We start from the raw sequence: 15,156 nt of genomic DNA, 5'->3' as shown, positions 1-15,156 counted from the left end.
AGCGGCACGATCCCTCTGCCTGGCCACGGAGCGCCTTGGGTGCCCGGTGCCAAGACCCGTATGCCGGCCCCGGTGCGCACCCCCGCGCGAACCGTGAACACGAGGACTTGCTCGCTGCTGTTGTACAAGCGGTTGATGACATGGGCGAGCACCGGGGCCACCGACCCTCCCGGTGCGTTCGAAAGACCACCGGGAGCCGGCTCTCCCAGTACCGTGGCGCGAGAGCATGACGACGCCCCGTGACGGCCGTACTCCGAGCCCTCGGCCCACCATCGCCGCAGGAACCGCATGCCTGGTGCGGCAGGCCGTGGATCCGATCCATGACCACCACGTTCTTGCAGCGAAGACGCCGTTAGTGCCGGCCGGGACGAGAGGTGGCTGCTCGTTGGATCGGCGGTTACGAGTCCCTCGGGCCGCTTCCTTCCTTGCCAGGCGTGGTTCGGTGGGCCCGGTCCTCTTGTGTGCCTAGGGGCCTGGGGGGCAGACGTACGGGATGCTCAGCGCGAGGATGGCCATGTCGTCGTGGCCGTCGCTGGGGTGTTGGTCGGCCAGTGCTTGCACGAAGTCGTGCAGGGGCAGGGCGGCGTGGGTGGCAGCGATGGCGGAGAGGCGTTCCAGGCCCTCTTCGATCGAGTGCTCGCGGTGTTCGACAAGCCCGTCGGTGAAGAAGATCAGCGTGGCTCCGGCAGGCAGGGGGTGGGTGTGGTCGTGGCGTGGGCGGGCGGTGTCGACGCCGAGGGGCAGATCAGGGTCGGCGTAGAGGTAGCGGGCCCGGCGGTCGGGGGTGACCAGCAGAGGTGGGGGGTGGCCTGCGGTGCTCCAGCGCAGCATCCAACCGTCCGGTTGTCCGGGTTCGATGCGTGCGAGACATGCGGTGGTGACGGGATTGTCGGTAATGGCGTGGAGGGCGCGGTCGAGCTGGGTGAGGACGGCGCTGGGCGCGGTGTGCCGGTCGTAGAGGAGTCCGCGCAGCATGTTACGGGCCTGGCTCATGGCGGCGGCGGCCTGGAGATCGTGTCCGACGACGTCGCCGATGACCGCGGCGCAGGCTTGGTCGGGGACCAGCAGTGCGTCGTACCAGTCTCCGCCGACGTGGCCAGGGGTCGTGGCGGGGACGTAAGCGGCGGCAGCGTCGAATGGCTCCAGGTGCTCGGGGAGCCGCGGTAGCAGGAGGCGCTGGAACCGCTCGGCGTCGAGGCTGGTCTGCTCGTACAGGCGGGCGTCGTCGATGGCCAGGCCCGCGGCACCGGCCAGCGCGACGATCAAGGCTTCGTCGTGGGGGTCGAAGGGTCGGCCGTCGAGCCGCTCGGAGACATACAGGTCTCCGTAGATCTTCCCGCGGATGTTGATCGGTGCTCCCAGCAGGGTGCGCAGGGGTGGGTGGCCTGGCGGGAAACCGGCAGAGTCCGGGTGGGCAGGGATGTCATCGACGCGCAGCGGGTGGGGATAGGTGATCAGGTGCCCGAGCAGGCCGCGCCCGCGGGGAAGGTCCACGTCGGCCAAGTCGGCCTTCTCCTGCTCAGACAGGCCCTTGGGGACGAACAGCGCGAGGTTGTCGCCGTTCTCGTCGAGCACGCCCAGTGCGCCGTAGCGGGCACCGACCAGGTCCATAGCGGTGGATACGATCAAACTCAGCACGACGGGCAGCTCGACGTCCCGGCTCAGGACGGCCTCGTACAGATCGTGCAACTCGTCCTGGGCCCGGGCCAGTGACCTGAGCTGCTCGGCGATCCGCTCCAGCTCGGCACCCAGACGCAGCCGCGGCTCCATGGCAGGCGGCTGCTGGGGCTCTTCGCTGTTCCTTGGCATCATGGCCGCCTGGTGGTGTGGTGTTCGGTTTCGGTGGCCTTAAGCCGGTGGGCGTCGGTTCCGGTCTGGATTAGCGTGCCTATGCAGGCGAGCCGGTCGACGGTCGCCGCGCAGAACTTCAGGTCGGTGAAGGTCTTGTCCCCCTCGCTGAACGGGGTGTTGGAGGCCACCGCCGGTGGCCTTGCGTTCCTGGCGCTCAGTGAAGATCTGGAACGGTAGTTTGGCGCCCTTCTCGTCCAGGTCAGGTACCCGAACTCGCCCAGGCCCAACAGGTCGACCTTGCTGCAGCGGGTGGTGACGGAGCTCAATCGCTTGGCCGCGTCTGCCTCGGCGAGCTCGTTGACCAGGGCAGACGTTGTCGTACATCGGACGGACCGCCCCGCTTCAGCGATGGCAGTGCCCGCCCCGATCAGCAGACGAGACTTGCCCGTACCGGAGTCCTCGATCAGCTCCAGCGGGCGGCCCTCGCGCGGGGCCAACGCCCGCGCCGAGACCGTGAGGTCCGCGCGGCAGCCACGAAGAATCCGCTCGTACAGCCATTCACGTGGGCGGTACACCTTGACCTCCTGACACGACCGTGATCAAACAAGAGCACAGCGTGACACGGTCAAACAGTCCAACTCGCCCATTGCTTCGAAAGCGGCACGCCGTATCCGAACGAAGCCAGGTGGATCCCGTTCTTGTTGCCGGAGCAGTGGCTCCCGACCTCACCGCCGCGGTTCAACCCGTCAGAAACACCCCAGCGGGCAGGGGAGACGTCCGGTACGAACTCACCGCACGCCGGCAGCACAGCGTGCCGCGCGCCTCCAGTTCGCCCCGGGCAACGCCCGCACCACGCGCCGACTGGTCGGCATCCCGCGGCCTCCGGCGCACCCGCGCCGGGACATGGCTGCCGTTTCGCGTTCCGGCGTGAGGAGTCTCCTTCCGGTGAACTGCGGGCTACTGGTTGGACGCGTGCGGGACGGTGATGACCGGGCAGCGGGCGTGGTGCAGTACGCCCTGGCTGACGGAGCCCAGCAGCATGCCGGTGAAGCCGCCGTGCCCACGTGTGCCCACGACCAGACCGAGGGCGTGTTCGGACGCCTTGGCCAGGACCTGTACAGGGTGGCCCTGTACGACCTCGTGGTGCAGTTCCACCTCCGGATGGGCGGCGGTACGTCCGGCCACCGTCTCCGACAGCAGCCGACGGCACTCCTGGACGGCCGCGTCCTCGTCCAGGACGCCGAGCAGCGGAGGGTGCCACACGTACAGGGCCCGCAGGACCGCGCCACGCAGGGCGGCTTCCTCGAAGGCGAAGTCCACGGCGGCGGCGGACTGAGGGCTGCCGTCGACCCCGACCACGAAATACGGCGGCTGCTGGGTGATGTGCTCCGACTCGGGTACGACCACCACGGGACAGGGCGCGTGGGCGATGAGCGGCAGGGCGACGGCGGCCGAGGTGAACAGCTCCTGGAGCGCACTCAGGTGCCAGGAACCAAGTACGACCTCCGTGGCGTGCTGCGCCTGCTCACGCAGCACCCACGCCGGATGCCCCTCGGCCAGCAGCCCGGACACCCGCACCCGTGGATGCCGGGACTCGACGTAGGCGACAGCCTCCTTCAGCACGCGATCTCCCGTCGCATGCAGCGCCTGGTTCCACTCCTCCCAGGACGGCCGCCCGCCCATCGGCCGGTACCCGGAGGTCGGTACGTTCTGCGCGAGGACCAACAGCAGCGGCAGGCGGCGTCGGTCCGCTTCGTCGGCGGCCCAGGCGAGCGCCATGCGCTTTCCGGGATCGGGGTCGATACCGGCCACGATCGGTTTACGTTCTGGTGCATGCGTCATCGCCGACTCCCAGTGGGTATCTTCGGCCGAAACGTCCCAGGCGCAGGCCGGTGCCGGTGCCGGCCACCGCGGCCGACACCGTCTTCTCCGGCGTTACGGTGCGTCTACAGGCCCTGGGAGAGCAGGAGTTCGTGGGCGAGTCGTGCACCGCGTGCAGCTTCCTCGGGCGGAACGTCCTTCGACGGGATGTTCTCCAGACCACGGGCAAGTACCCGGACGGCCTCGGCCAGGGTCGCAACCTGCGCTTCCAACTGGCCCAATCGGGCTTCCGGATCGAGCGTGGCATTGATTTCTTCGGGATGGTTCTGCGGCATGTCGGACCTCCTCGCGGGGCGGTCATTGGGTCGGCCGTTACGGGCACTCGCTCGCGGCCGGATGCGCCACTGTCGGAGGGATCAAGGAGGTCCGGTCGCCATTCCTCGGTCCCGTGCAGCCCGGCCAGCCAGCCATGCTGCAAGGATGCCGTGGGTGGACAGGCCGCCCTCACGCTGCGGCTTGCCGAAATTCCTCGGCCCATGGGCACAGCGGTCGCAGCGCACCGTTGAACTGCACCTGGTACAGGTATCCACCAATCGAAGGGCAACCACCACCGCTCGGGTCGGTCCCGGCAGCGTGGGCCCTGCTGGCCACCGCTCATAGCCAGTAAACAACGGTCGACCGGTGCCCGCAGAACAGGGGCTTGGGAGCGTATCGCTGGGCCTCTCCTGGCGGCGTGACCGGGAGGACGACGAGGCCCTGACCGCTTAGCCTGGGATCATGCGTGCGGACCTGGTCCCCCTCTTCCTCTGCAGTGACGTGATGGTGGGCCGGGGCATCGATCAGCGGAGCCTTCCATTCCGCAGCGGTGCTCAAGGCGCCATGCCCTCGGATGCCCTACTGCCGGTTCACGAACCCCGAGCGCCGGTGTCGGAGAACGCGACGCGACCGCGGTGTGTGGCCGGGGCGAGAGATCTTGGAGGACGGAGCAGGACGAGCCGAAAGCCCGGGGAGTGCAGCAGGTGGCCTGCGATGCTCAAGGTCCTGGCGGGCTTTGGCGAGGCTGGGAGGAAATGATGAGCGCGGGTGTTGTGGCGGGTACGGCTCATCGAGCGCTTGCCGACGCTGTCGCAGCGGCGTTGGACACTGCGCCGGTGGCCTGCGAGCTGGAGCGGTTCCCGGATGGTGAACTGCGGCCCGTTGTCGGCCATGTGCAGGGCGAGGACGTGTATGTCGTTCAGCCCACGGGGCCTGCGGTGAACGAGCACCTGATCGAGTTGCTCCTGTTGCTGGATGCCTGTCGCCGGGGTGGTGCGCACAGGCTCACCGCCGTTGTCCCGTACTTCGGCTACGCCCGGCAGGACCGCCGCGTACGGGTGGGCCAGCCGGTGGGCGCCCGGGTCGTGGCCGAGGCACTTGAGGCTGCGGGTGCGGACCGGTTGGTCGTCGTGGACCCGCACACCGCCGCGCTGGAGGCGATGTGCGGCATGCCGGTGGAGATGCTGACAGCGGTGCCGACCATCGCTGCCGCGCTTGGCGAGGAGACACCCGGTACGGCTGTGGTGGTGTCACCCGACCTTGGTGCGGTCAAGCTGGCCGAGCACTACGCCGGACTGCTGCGGCGCCCTGTGGCTGTGGTACGCAAGACTCGCGAGTCGGGCACGCGTGTGCAGGCCGAGGAACTGGTCGGTGATGTCGCAGGCCGGCCCGCGGTCATCGTGGACGACATGATCAGTACGGGCGCAACGGTGGAAGCGGCGGTGCGCGTCCTGCTCTCCTGCGGGACCGCTCCGGACATCACCGTGGCCGCGACTCACGGCCTCCTGGCGGGAGACGCCCGGGACCGGCTCGCACAGCTCCCGCTGCGCCGCGTTATCGTCACCGACACGCTCGCCACACGGCAGACGCGGCAACTGCCGCTCCAGGTACGGTCCGTGGCCCCGCTGCTCGCCGACGCCATCGACCGCCTGCACAACAGCGAGCCCCTGGACGCTCTGTTGATGCGCTCCTGACGTACGTAGCGGAACGCCTTCGATCGCATGTGGCCTGGTACGTCGGACCCTGTGGCAGCGTCAGCCGAATCTATGGGGCGCTTTCAATTTCCTTGGAAACGGTGGTGTGGACGTCATGGATGAGCCGCTGCTGTGTCTCTGTCAGGCTGCACAGGGTTATTTCTCCGGTGTCGGGGGTGGTTCTGCTGCCGCAGATGGTCAGGTTGCCGAAAATATATTGGTCCGGGCCACCGAGGGCGGCCACGAGCGGGCTGGCAACGTGGTTCGGCGGATACGCGTCGCCGTCCAGGGCGGAGGTATCGGCGACGTGGCCGTGTAGGCCGTTACCGCCCCCGGCAGGGCGCTGGATGGTGAAGGCGGCCGGGGCTTTGTGGTGCGGGTCGGCGTCCTTGCACATCTGGTCCGGGACGCCGTCGCGGAACTGCAATGATGCGTCCGGACGGATCACTGCGTAGATACCGGTCATGCCACGATCCAGTCTCCGACGTGTGCGCGCATGGGATGCTCCCTCAGCCTGCTGCTCGTCGGCGTCCCTGCCTCTTCCCGATGCCGTCGGCACCGAGATCGAGCGGAGGGGGACTCACCGGTTCACCAGGCGCCGCCATCAGCACCCGAATTCGACTCGCCCACTTTCGAGAGTACGTGGGCAGGCCCTGCCGCGCCTGCTTCACCAGGGGGACGCATCTCGTCCCATCGGCTGGCAGGAAGTCGCGGGATCCACACGAGTCCGACGAAGGGTCCTCCTCCCCTGCGGCCGGAATCTGGCCCCGTCAGTACCCGCGATATGCGCGGGCTCCGCCGTGAGATGGCGAGGAGCAAGTGTCAACGGCCAGTGCGTTTATCTACTGGCCGCCGTCAAGCAAGGCAGACTTCGCGCGATGTTTGGGGCTTGCGGGTTCGCGTCCCTGGTGTGGGGGTTCGGTGTTCGATTCGCCGGGTGGGATGGGAGCGACGTTTCCGGTGGCCCGGCACCGCTTGGCAGATCCCTCTGGCCGCGGCCACCCAACGTCGGCCGCGACATCCTGAAGAAAGACCTCCTCCACCCGTCACATCCGGCCACATCCGCCTCCGGCGTAGCAGCGCCCCGTCAGCCGGATCTCCTCGCGCCGGCCATACGGCGAGCGGCTGCGCGGCCACGGCGGAGCGGGAGTGCCCCGTCCCGGTGTCCGGGGCAGGCCCCACTGAGCTTCCGCCGAGATGCGGAAGGTGTTGACAGAGGGTCAGAAGCCTGACCCGGCAACCACAGCGCGACGGCCTCCATCCCCTGCAGTGCCGCACCCGATCTCGGAGAAAGCCTCTGCCGGACGACGCGTTCCCCACCGGGAAGCCTTCGGGGCCCGGCTAAAGCACGGTTCCTCAGACCAGCGGAAGCCACCTGTCCACGGAGGAGCGAGCCCGCATGATCGCCTTGCAGGAACGCCTGGACCGGCGGCTCACACCCGAGCCAGCCCGACCTGCTGCCGGAGAGCCGGGCGATCCCTACCTCGATCTCATCCTCGCAGGCCAGTTGATCAAGCTCAGCTGGCCTGCTGGAGCCGATCTCGCGCCCACACGCGCGACAGCCGCCCTCGTCGACGCCCACGCCGCACCGATCACCGCAACCCTGGACAGCCCTGTGGCCACCAGCAAGTACATGCCGGGCCTGTGGCCGGCCCTGACCGACCCGGCAACCTGCGGAGCCCTTCTCCTCGCTGCCGACACCCTCCTTGGCACTCGCGAGCCCGCGTCGCTACGAGAACGCGTTCAGCCACTGGTACAGGCGGCCTATGAGCGAGCCCCGACGCGGGCCTACCAGATGCTGCGGGTCCGACGGCGTCGAATCTTCCACGCTGGCGGCAGCAGTCGTGGACCCGGTCACCTGCGAATCCCCTCACGGGACTGCGGCTCAGCGCCGAGGAGGTACCGCAGCTGCTGCCGCAAGCCTGGTTCGACGACCATCTCGCGCACCTCATCGACCATATGCCGCAGGTCAACAGCAAGACCGTGCGCCACCTGCGGCGAGCAGCGTCCCTGAAGCTGATGGAGATGACTGCCGGCGGCACCTGGGCTGAATGCGCCGAGACACTGGGCATGCAGCGCGGCAGCGCCGCCAGGACGCTCGACGTACTCGGCGGGGCGATGCCCAGCAATCTGTGGGAGGAGTTAGAAGCCGGCGTCGAACGGATCGCCGCCGAACTCGACAGCAACCCCAACCGGGTGAACTACGTACGACGGCGTCGGGCCATGGCCACCTGGCGGAATGCCGGCACTCGATTGGCCCGAGCTGTGCCACGGTATTCCCAAGCTCGACCGCCTGGCACGGCAACAGCCTAACCTTGCCAAGATTCCCGTATGGGCTGAGGTCACCCAGTCCGAGCATCTCAACTGTCCTCTTCTAGCCGCAGCGGCGCTTGCCAGCCGGGACAGGAAGCTGCTGGTCGACCAGGTCGGCCAGTTCCTCACCCCCGCCCACCAGAAGGCCGGGCGCCTCGAGCTCCGCCGCCGACTCGACCGTTATGCCGCCCACCTCGCCGTGCAATGCGACTCCGCGCCTCACGGCACCTCCGGGCGGGACACATCGGCAGCGTCAGCTGTCCGGAGCACAGTCGGCGAGGTATGAGATACAGCGGATGCCGCCTCGTGCAGGTGCCCGGCCTCGACAACCGGACAACCTTGGCTGAGGACTTGATCTTGAGTGACGCCGGTCAAGGCGTCGAGGATCAACCGAACCGTGGCTATTGTCTAGATTGATTGGTCGGTGAGCTGCGGAGGCCCGCGGGTGCGGACTGGTGGTCGCTCACCGGGCTGTACTGGCTCCTGAAACCACCGCGACGGGGCAGTGCGCGTGGTTGAGCATGGCCTGGCTCACCGATCCCAGCAGCAGGCCGGCGAATCCGCCACGCCCGCGGGCGCCGACGACCAGCAGCTGGGCGGTACGGCTGGCCTCGATCAGTGCCTCACGGGTCCCTTGCCGCACGACCTGACGTTCGACATGCACTCCCGGGTACCTGTCCTGATGGCCTGCGAGTGCCTCAGACAGCAGACACGCCTCGCGTTCGGCCAGCGAGCCTGGCGTGCCCGCGTACGGCATGGCTGGGTCGATCGGTGCAGGCATCTGCGCGTTCCAGGGGGTCCAGGTGTGCAGGGCGAGCACGTCGGCTTGGCGCAGCGCCGCTTCGGCGAAGGCGAACTCGATTGCTCGTGCACCGGCCGGGGATCCGTCGACCCCGAGCACGATGGGCCCCGTGGCGTCGCCGGGTGCCTGCATCACCAGGGTCGGGCAGTGGCCGTGAGCGGTCAGGTGTACCGCTGTCGATCCCACCATCAGGCCGATGAAGCCACCCATGTGCCTCGACCCGATCACCACGAGCTGCGCGGTCCGTGACTGGGCTTGGAGTACCGTCAGCGGTTCCCCAGTCACCACAGCGGACGTGACCCTCACGTCGGGTGCTACCTTCCTGGCGTGCTCCTCGGCCTCGGCCACCAGGCGGTCGGCCATGTTCCGCAGGCCGCCCTCGGGCGGGCCCAGCGCTGACGGGCCCAGCGGTACATGCATCACAGGCCAGATGAACGCGTGGACCAGGTGCAGGTCCGCGTCCCGCCACCGGGCCTCTCGTGTCGCCGCCTCGACTGCGACCAGACTCGACGCCGAGCCGTCGATGCCGACTACGACCCGAGCAGCCATCACGACCTTCCCTGTTCCGCTGAGCCGCCAAGCAGAGCTCCGCGCCTGCTTCGGTCTGCTCTGTCCGCCGTGAGGCGTGGTCCGGCGGCGGCTGGACGCAGATGCCGTGCGATGGGAGAGGTGTATCCGGTCAGGGTGACCGGACTGACGGCCACCTCGGTTCCGGCGCGCTCGGCGAGTCGCTCGACCCGGTCGACGGGCAGGCTCCGGTAGGGGTTGATGTGCGCGGGCGCGACCAGGGTGGTGGTCCTGGCGGGGCCTGCGCGGGCGATGACCGGCAGCACCGGGGCGAGGATGGCGTCGGTCTCGGCGTGGATGCGCCGGCTGCGGGCGTGGTGCAGCAGGGCGTTGATGCTGAAGCCGGTGCTGCGGACGACGACGGCGGCGGCCGTGACCGGGTGGTCGGTGCGGGCGGCGAGGTCGGCCGCGTGGGCGGCCACCGCCTGGTCGGCGCGGGAGCCGGTGAACAGCGCAAGGACGCTGCCGTCGGCACGCGGGGAGAAGCGGTGGACGTGGACCTCCGGCGGAGCCGGGGACGGGGCGGCCGGCTGGGGCGCCTGGATCGTGGTCATGGCGAGTCCTTTTCGTGCGGGCTGCGGCTGGCAGCGGACTGGTGGCTTGTGGGGTCGGTGGGAGGCTGGTCTGCTCCGGTGGTGCCGTCTGCCTCAGTCCCGGCCGGTTGCTGGTCGTCGGTTTCGGCGGGCTGGTTGCGGGTGGCGATCAGGGACCAGGCGATGGAGACGGTGATGGTGAGGGTGATGACGCCGAGGGTGAGGGGGATGGGGAGCTTGCCGACGGGGGTTTCGGAGAGGATGAGTTTGACGCCGGCGAAGGCGAGGAGGACCGCGAGGCCGTAGTGAAGGTAGGCGAAGCGGCGCAGGAGTCCGGCGAGGCAGAAGTACAGGCTGCGCAGGCCCAGGATGGCGAAGGCGTTGGCGGTCCACACCAGGAAGGTGTTGGTGGTGATCGCGAGGATGGCGGCGACGGAGTCGACGGCGAAGATCAGGTCGGTGGCCTCGACGGCGACCAGGGCCACGAACAGCAGGGTGGCCACGCGCTTGCCGTCGACGCGGATGAAGAACTTGGCGCCGTGGAACTTCGGGTCGGTGGGGATGAGTTTCTTGACCAGGCGGACGACGGGGTTGCGGTCGGGGTGGACTTCCTCGTCCTTGGAGACGGCCATCTTCCAGCCGGTCCAGATCAGGAACGCGCCGAACAGGTAGGCGGTCCAGAAGAACACCTGGAGCAGTTCGGCGCCGATGAAGATGAACACCAGCCGCGCGGCCAGCGCGCCGAGGACGCCCCAGAACAGAACCTTGTGCTGGTAGGCGTCGGGGACGGCGAAGAAGGAGAACACCAGCGCGAACACGAAGACGTTGTCGATCGACAGGGCCTTTTCGATCAGGTAGCCGGCGTAGTAGGTGGAGGACACCTCCCCGCCCTGCCAGGCCAGGAGGATCAGGCCGAAGCCGAGGCCGATGGCGATCCAGAACGCGCTCCACAGCGCGGCCTCGCGAAAGCCGATCACGTGGTTGTCGCGGTGGGCGATCAGGTCGATAGCGAGCATCAGGCCGATACCGATGGTGACCGCGGCCCACACCCACAGTGGGACGGTGAACGACAGCTCATTCATGGTTGATCGGCTTCCTCAGACGGAGACAGAGGGGGCAAAGGGGAAAGGGGCGGGCGCCGGCCCCTGGCGGGATACGGAGGGAGAGCCGGGCCCGGGCCGCGGGTTCGGTTCCACGCAGGCGCTCACCTCCTATGGTTACGCGGGCCGGCGGGCGGCGGCCATGTGGCGGCGCGGGCACATCGCGAGCGCGACGCGCAGTCCGCCGACGGCCAGGTCCACCAGTGCCAGCAGCCAGCGAGCGCGGTCAGCCCGCCCATCACGCGTCTCTCACCGGCCGGGCGGCTGCGGGCAGGCGCCGCTGGGCGAGCCTCCACACGTTGCGCACCCCGGCGGGCGAGAGGTCGGCCGGGCCCACGTCGGCGCCGGCGACGGGCACCGTCCAGCGGATGGGGGCGACGGCGTAGACGAAGGGCCCGCCGCGCGGGCTTGAGGCTTCGATCAGGCTATGGGCGTCCAGACCGGCCGGTCCCCGGCTGGAGGCGACGACGAGCGGGGAGTGGTGCCGTGCGGCCAGGGCCAGTACCCCGCCCGCGGCCCGCAGCCGTGGTTGCCCGCCGCTGTCGGCCGGGACGGGGTGGGCGACCGGGATGTAGCCGACGCCCGCGCGGCGCAGCCGGGGCAGTACGCGGGCCAGGAACACCCGGGCCGCCTGCGCGTCCACGCGCGCCCGGTCGGGTACTTGCCGCGGGGCGAGCAGGATGGCGACCAGCAGCACCGGCGCCTCGCGGGGGGCGGCCAGGCGGGCCGCGGCGTCCACCACGGCGAGGTCGTCGGGCCGGTTGGTCACCAGCGCGGTGACCGGGTGCGGCAGGGACAGCGGCAGAACGGGCGTGCCGGTGTCCGCGGTACGGGTCTCGGTCAGGGTCTGGGGGGACATCGTGACCCCCTTTCAGTGGGGTCGAGGAGGAGGTGGGGGTGTGTTCAGCGTCACCCGCCGCGTTGATTCCCGTCAAGAGTTACGCGAAAACTTTTTCGTCAATATAGTTTCGCGAAAAGCTGATGGTTATGCGAAGTCGGCTTCGTATGATGAGGGGCATGAGCCAGCCCTCTGCCGCGCGCAATGACCAGTGGACGTTCCTGACCAACCACGCCCGCGTCCTGATCGCCCTTGCCCGAGATCCGGAAGCACGGGGACGTGACGTCGCCAGTCTGATCGGCATCACTGAACGCGCCGTGCAGCTGATCGTGGCTGACCTCGAAGCCGCCGGATATCTCACCCGCACCCGCGTCGGTCGCCGCAACCACTACACCATCGACCCCACCGTCGCCCTGCGCCACCCCGCCGAAGCCGACCACCCCGTCGGCGACCTGCTGGCCACCTTCCTGCACCGCGAGGACACGCCCGCCGCCGATCCCGAGCGTGCCGCTCCGTAACGCCGCCGGACGGGCTCCGTCGCCACGGACCCGATGCGACGCCCTTCCTCTGGCCCCGCGCCGGCGTCCGCGTGCGGCATCCCCGGTTCGGGGTCGCCCTCTCCCTGTGAGGCATCGCCCGGCGTCGATTCCGCGACCCGGCCCAGGGACGGCTCACCCCTCACTGGCCCGGCCGAGCGGGTCGCAGGGCGCGCCGTCCTGCGGTGCGGTCACGTCGGGGGGCAGGGCGCGGCCAGGGTCGCCCAGGGCACAGGGGAGGCCGCATGGATGAACGGGCCGCCGCGGATGGCGGCCGCTTCCATCACCGTGCAGGCATCAAGTCCCGCCGGTCCCGTGAGGGAGATGACGAGCAGCGAGCAGCCGTGGACGACTGCTGTGTCCAGCAGGCCCTTTGCGGCACCCAGCCGCCCGGCGCGTCCGGCCGGACGATGGTAGACGGCCGGCTGGTAGGCGATACCGGCGCGGGCCACACGCGGCAGCGCCCGCCCCAGCACCGCGCGGGTCGCCGCGCTGTCCGGACGGGGCGTCGCGGCCCGGGGCGGCAGTGGCGGCAGTACCGCGATCAACAGCAGCGGCGCACCTCGGGCGGCGGCGAGCCGGACCGCGGCATCCACCACCGGGGCGTCGTCGAGACGATCGGTTAGCACCGCACCCACGGGATACCGCGGGCGCGAACAGCCGGATGCGGGAACGGCGTCTGTGGTCGGGGGGTGATGCAGGGCTGAGGCGTTCATGGCCATCGCAACCTTCAAGAGAAAGTAAAGGAGCACCTCCAGCATCCCTGCCACCATGAAGTGCGTCAATATTTACGCGAAACAATTTTCGCGTAAGCGGGAACGTGTATGCCGGGTCGCCTCGGCTGGCCACGTACGTGTGCGTCCGGCCGGGGGTTACTGCCCCCGGCGGATCCTCAGGCGGACGGCGGTGACTGTATGGCGGTGGATGCCGGTGATCTCCAGGGTCCAGTCCCCGAGCTGGATGCTGTCGCCGGGGTGCTGCGGCAGACGTCCGAGCCGGGCCAGGGCGACGCCGGCGACGGTCGTGTACGGGCCGTGGGCGAGGTCGCCGAGGTCGACTCCGAGGTCGGGCAGGTCGTGGAGGGGGAAGCTGCCGGGCAGGAGCAGGGATCCGTCGGGCTGGGCGTAGTCGGTTGCCGCGGTGTGGTCGGTCTCGTCGTAGATTTCGCCGACGATCTCCTCGAGGAGGTCCTCGATGGTGACGATGCCGTCGACGGAACCGTGTTCGTCGACGACGAGGGCGAACTGCTCGTGGGCGGTCATCAGGCGCCGCAGGGCTTCGGAGACCTTCATGAAGTCGGAGAGGAACAGCGCCGGCCGGACGAGGCCGCTGATGGGGGTGGTGTCGTCGCTGGTGGTCAGCTCGCGCAGGTGAATGACGCCGACGACGTCGTCGAAGTGGCCCGCTTGTAGGACGGGGGCGCGGGAGTGTCCGGCTTGGGCCAGGGCCATGCGGGCCTGGGCGGTCGGCATGTCATCGGGCAGGGTGAACACTTCACGGCGTGGAACGAGAACGGTGCGCAGGGGGCGCTCGTGGATCTCCAGGGCGCTGGAGATAATGGTCCGCTGCTGTGTGGTCAGGCCGCGGTGGCTGATGACCATGTCCCGCAGTTCCTCGGGGCTGGGCGGCTGCTGGAGTGCGCGTGGGTTGCCGCCGAGGAGGCGGACGATCAGGTCGCTGGCCTGGCTGAGGGCCCAGACGGCCGGGCGTGCCCCTGTGGCGAGGAGGTCGAGGGGGGTGGCCGCCAGCAGGGCCCACCGCTGGGCGTACTGCATGGCCAGGCGCTTGGGCGCGAGTTCGCCGGCCACCAGCGTGACGAAGGCGAGCGCCAGGGTCACGAGCGCGATAGCCAGCGGCTCGGCGGCCGGTCCGGCGAATCCCAGGGCGGGCACCAGGGGCTCGGCCAGGGAGACGGCGGCGGTGGCGGAGGCCAGGAATCCGGCCAGGGTGATGCCGATCTGGATGGTGGCCAGAAAACGGTTGGGGTCTTCGGTCAGATGCGTCAGCCGGGCCGCGCGGGCTCCCCCGCGGCGCCTCAGGCGGCGCAACTGGCTTTCCCGCAGGGAAATGAGCGCGATCTCGCTGCCGGCGAAGAGCGCGTTGAGCACGATCAGTGCGGCGATGAGTGCGAGGTCGAACCCGAATCCTTCCATGACGCCACCGTGCCACCCGCTCGGGCGCGCCACCCCGAGGGCGGCAGGCCCGTGTCGCCGACGGTCAGTGCGTGCCGCTCCGGCGGGCGGCTCGGCCGATGCGTGCCCGTCCCATGCGCCAGACGTGTTCGGTCAGCAGCACGGTGGAGGCGGTGGCGAGGCAGATCGCCCATTGGGCGGGGCTGAGAGGGACGGTGTCGAAGACGCCCTGGGCGAAGGGGGCTTGGACGGCGACGACCTGCAGGGTGAGGACGGCGGCGAGGCAGATCCACAGGGTGCGGTTGTGCAGCTGGTGGCGGCCGAGGACGGGTCCTTCCTCGCTGCGCGCGGCGAGGGCGTTGAAGAGCTGGTAGAGGACGAAGGTGGTGAAGGCCAGGGTGGTGGCGGTGGTGGTGTCGGTGAGGTGCCGGGCGGTGGCGAAGACGGCCACCGTACCGGTGGCCATGACGGCGCCGGTACGGGTGATCGCTGTGAGACGGCGGGCGTTCAGGATGCGTTCGCCGGGCGGGCGGGGCGGGCGGTGCATCACGTTCTCGCGCGGAGGGTCGACGCCCAGGGCCATCGCGGGCGGTCCGTCCATGATGATGTTGACCCAGAGCAGTTGGATCGCGGACATGGGGGCGGGCAGTCCGGCCAGCACGGTGGCGAGCAGGGTGAGGATGGCGCCGATGTTGGTGGACAGCTGGAAGCGGA

At 69.5% G+C, this 15,156-nt stretch carries 16 protein-coding genes; 3 read left to right on the top strand and 13 right to left on the bottom strand.

Annotated features, from left to right (window positions below):
* Positions 1 to 465: 465 nt before the first annotated feature.
* From RB628_RS28795 to RB628_RS28780, 4 genes are all read right to left on the bottom strand, one after another.
* Complete coding sequence (locus RB628_RS28795; protein ID WP_412180740.1) at positions 466 to 1,812, bottom strand: PP2C family protein-serine/threonine phosphatase; 1,347 nt, start codon at positions 1,810 to 1,812, stop codon at positions 466 to 468.
* Positions 1,809 to 2,366 carry an ATP-binding protein gene (locus tag RB628_RS28790; RefSeq protein WP_318323450.1) on the bottom strand — a complete coding sequence of 186 codons (558 nt, stop codon included), beginning with the start codon at positions 2,364 to 2,366 and terminating at the stop codon, positions 1,809 to 1,811. The genes RB628_RS28795 and RB628_RS28790 overlap by 4 nt, the downstream gene beginning before the upstream one ends.
* 382 nt (positions 2,367 to 2,748) lie before the next feature.
* A complete protein-coding gene (locus tag RB628_RS28785) occupies positions 2,749 to 3,633 on the bottom strand; it encodes a universal stress protein (RefSeq protein WP_318323449.1) in 885 nt (294 codons plus the stop codon).
* A gap of 104 nt (positions 3,634 to 3,737) precedes the next feature.
* The gene (locus RB628_RS28780) at positions 3,738 to 3,947 is read right to left on the bottom strand and encodes a hypothetical protein (RefSeq protein ID WP_318323448.1); all 210 of its coding nucleotides are present in this window, start codon (positions 3,945 to 3,947) and stop codon (positions 3,738 to 3,740) included.
* Positions 3,948 to 4,682: 735 nt separating this feature from the next.
* On the opposite strand from RB628_RS28780, the gene RB628_RS28775 reads away from it, so the two are divergent.
* Entirely contained in the window at positions 4,683 to 5,621 is a 939-nt protein-coding gene (locus tag RB628_RS28775; RefSeq protein ID WP_318323447.1) for a ribose-phosphate pyrophosphokinase, read from the top strand.
* Between the two features lie 70 nt (positions 5,622 to 5,691).
* Here RB628_RS28775 and RB628_RS28770 read toward each other — a convergent pair whose 3' ends face one another.
* Positions 5,692 to 6,087 carry a hypothetical protein gene (locus RB628_RS28770; RefSeq protein ID WP_318323446.1) on the bottom strand — a complete coding sequence of 132 codons (396 nt, stop codon included), beginning with the start codon at positions 6,085 to 6,087 and terminating at the stop codon, positions 5,692 to 5,694.
* 1,493 nt (positions 6,088 to 7,580) lie between these two features.
* Here RB628_RS28770 and RB628_RS28765 point away from each other — a divergent pair.
* Positions 7,581 to 7,934 carry a hypothetical protein gene (locus tag RB628_RS28765; protein ID WP_318323445.1) on the top strand — a complete coding sequence of 118 codons (354 nt, stop codon included), beginning with the start codon at positions 7,581 to 7,583 and terminating at the stop codon, positions 7,932 to 7,934.
* Between the two features lie 61 nt (positions 7,935 to 7,995).
* Here the strand turns inward: RB628_RS28765 and RB628_RS28760 are convergent, their stop codons facing one another.
* The 5 genes from RB628_RS28760 to RB628_RS28740 form a co-directional block, all read right to left on the bottom strand.
* Positions 7,996 to 8,157, bottom strand: coding sequence for a hypothetical protein (locus tag RB628_RS28760; RefSeq protein ID WP_318323444.1), 162 nt, complete (start codon positions 8,155 to 8,157; stop codon positions 7,996 to 7,998).
* 240 nt (positions 8,158 to 8,397) lie between these two features.
* Positions 8,398 to 9,285, bottom strand: coding sequence for a universal stress protein (locus RB628_RS28755; protein ID WP_318323443.1), 888 nt, complete (start codon positions 9,283 to 9,285; stop codon positions 8,398 to 8,400).
* On the bottom strand, positions 9,285 to 9,857 hold the full coding sequence (locus RB628_RS28750) for a hypothetical protein (protein WP_318323442.1): 573 nt from the start codon (positions 9,855 to 9,857) through the stop codon (positions 9,285 to 9,287). The genes RB628_RS28755 and RB628_RS28750 overlap by 1 nt, the downstream gene beginning before the upstream one ends.
* Positions 9,854 to 10,918 carry a TerC family protein gene (locus RB628_RS28745; protein WP_318323441.1) on the bottom strand — a complete coding sequence of 355 codons (1,065 nt, stop codon included), beginning with the start codon at positions 10,916 to 10,918 and terminating at the stop codon, positions 9,854 to 9,856. The genes RB628_RS28750 and RB628_RS28745 overlap by 4 nt, the downstream gene beginning before the upstream one ends.
* A 256-nt stretch (positions 10,919 to 11,174) precedes the next feature.
* Positions 11,175 to 11,795 carry a universal stress protein gene (locus RB628_RS28740; protein ID WP_318323440.1) on the bottom strand — a complete coding sequence of 207 codons (621 nt, stop codon included), beginning with the start codon at positions 11,793 to 11,795 and terminating at the stop codon, positions 11,175 to 11,177.
* Between the two features lie 158 nt (positions 11,796 to 11,953).
* Here RB628_RS28740 and RB628_RS28735 point away from each other — a divergent pair, with 158 nt between their 5' ends.
* Positions 11,954 to 12,292 carry a helix-turn-helix domain-containing protein gene (locus RB628_RS28735; protein ID WP_318323439.1) on the top strand — a complete coding sequence of 113 codons (339 nt, stop codon included), beginning with the start codon at positions 11,954 to 11,956 and terminating at the stop codon, positions 12,290 to 12,292.
* A 209-nt stretch (positions 12,293 to 12,501) separates the two neighbouring features.
* On the opposite strand, the gene RB628_RS28730 is transcribed toward RB628_RS28735, so the two are convergent.
* From RB628_RS28730 to RB628_RS28720, 3 genes are all read right to left on the bottom strand, one after another.
* A complete protein-coding gene (locus tag RB628_RS28730; protein WP_318323438.1) occupies positions 12,502 to 12,939 on the bottom strand; it encodes a universal stress protein in 438 nt (145 codons plus the stop codon).
* Between the two features lie 243 nt (positions 12,940 to 13,182).
* Positions 13,183 to 14,463, bottom strand: coding sequence for a hemolysin family protein (locus tag RB628_RS28725; protein ID WP_318323437.1), 1,281 nt, complete (start codon positions 14,461 to 14,463; stop codon positions 13,183 to 13,185).
* A gap of 64 nt (positions 14,464 to 14,527) precedes the next feature.
* The coding region (locus tag RB628_RS28720; protein ID WP_318323436.1) for a cation-translocating P-type ATPase C-terminal domain-containing protein at positions 14,528 to 15,156 on the bottom strand (629 nt) is incomplete at its 5' end.

It is taken from the genome of Streptomyces sp. ADMS, from assembly GCF_033441795.1.
GTDB lineage: Bacteria > Actinomycetota > Actinomycetes > Streptomycetales > Streptomycetaceae > Streptomyces.
Note: the sequence above shows the minus strand (reverse complement) of the source record. Positions and strands in the feature narration are given on the sequence as shown.

Coding starts and splice junctions, on each gene's coding strand:
- RB628_RS28795 (WP_412180740.1), bottom strand. CDS start 1,812: ATGATGCCAAGGAACAGCGAAGAGCCCCAGCAGCCGCCTGCCATGGAG.
- RB628_RS28785 (WP_318323449.1), bottom strand. CDS start 3,633: ATGACGCATGCACCAGAACGTAAACCGATCGTGGCCGGTATCGACCCC.
- RB628_RS28780 (WP_318323448.1), bottom strand. CDS start 3,947: ATGCCGCAGAACCATCCCGAAGAAATCAATGCCACGCTCGATCCGGAA.
- RB628_RS28775 (WP_318323447.1), top strand. CDS start 4,683: ATGATGAGCGCGGGTGTTGTGGCGGGTACGGCTCATCGAGCGCTTGCC.
- RB628_RS28770 (WP_318323446.1), bottom strand. CDS start 6,087: ATGACCGGTATCTACGCAGTGATCCGTCCGGACGCATCATTGCAGTTC.
- RB628_RS28765 (WP_318323445.1), top strand. CDS start 7,581: ATGCCGCAGGTCAACAGCAAGACCGTGCGCCACCTGCGGCGAGCAGCG.
- RB628_RS28755 (WP_318323443.1), bottom strand. CDS start 9,285: ATGGCTGCTCGGGTCGTAGTCGGCATCGACGGCTCGGCGTCGAGTCTG.
- RB628_RS28750 (WP_318323442.1), bottom strand. CDS start 9,857: ATGACCACGATCCAGGCGCCCCAGCCGGCCGCCCCGTCCCCGGCTCCG.
- RB628_RS28745 (WP_318323441.1), bottom strand. CDS start 10,918: ATGAATGAGCTGTCGTTCACCGTCCCACTGTGGGTGTGGGCCGCGGTC.
- RB628_RS28740 (WP_318323440.1), bottom strand. CDS start 11,795: ATGTCCCCCCAGACCCTGACCGAGACCCGTACCGCGGACACCGGCACG.
- RB628_RS28735 (WP_318323439.1), top strand. CDS start 11,954: ATGAGCCAGCCCTCTGCCGCGCGCAATGACCAGTGGACGTTCCTGACC.
- RB628_RS28725 (WP_318323437.1), bottom strand. CDS start 14,463: ATGGAAGGATTCGGGTTCGACCTCGCACTCATCGCCGCACTGATCGTG.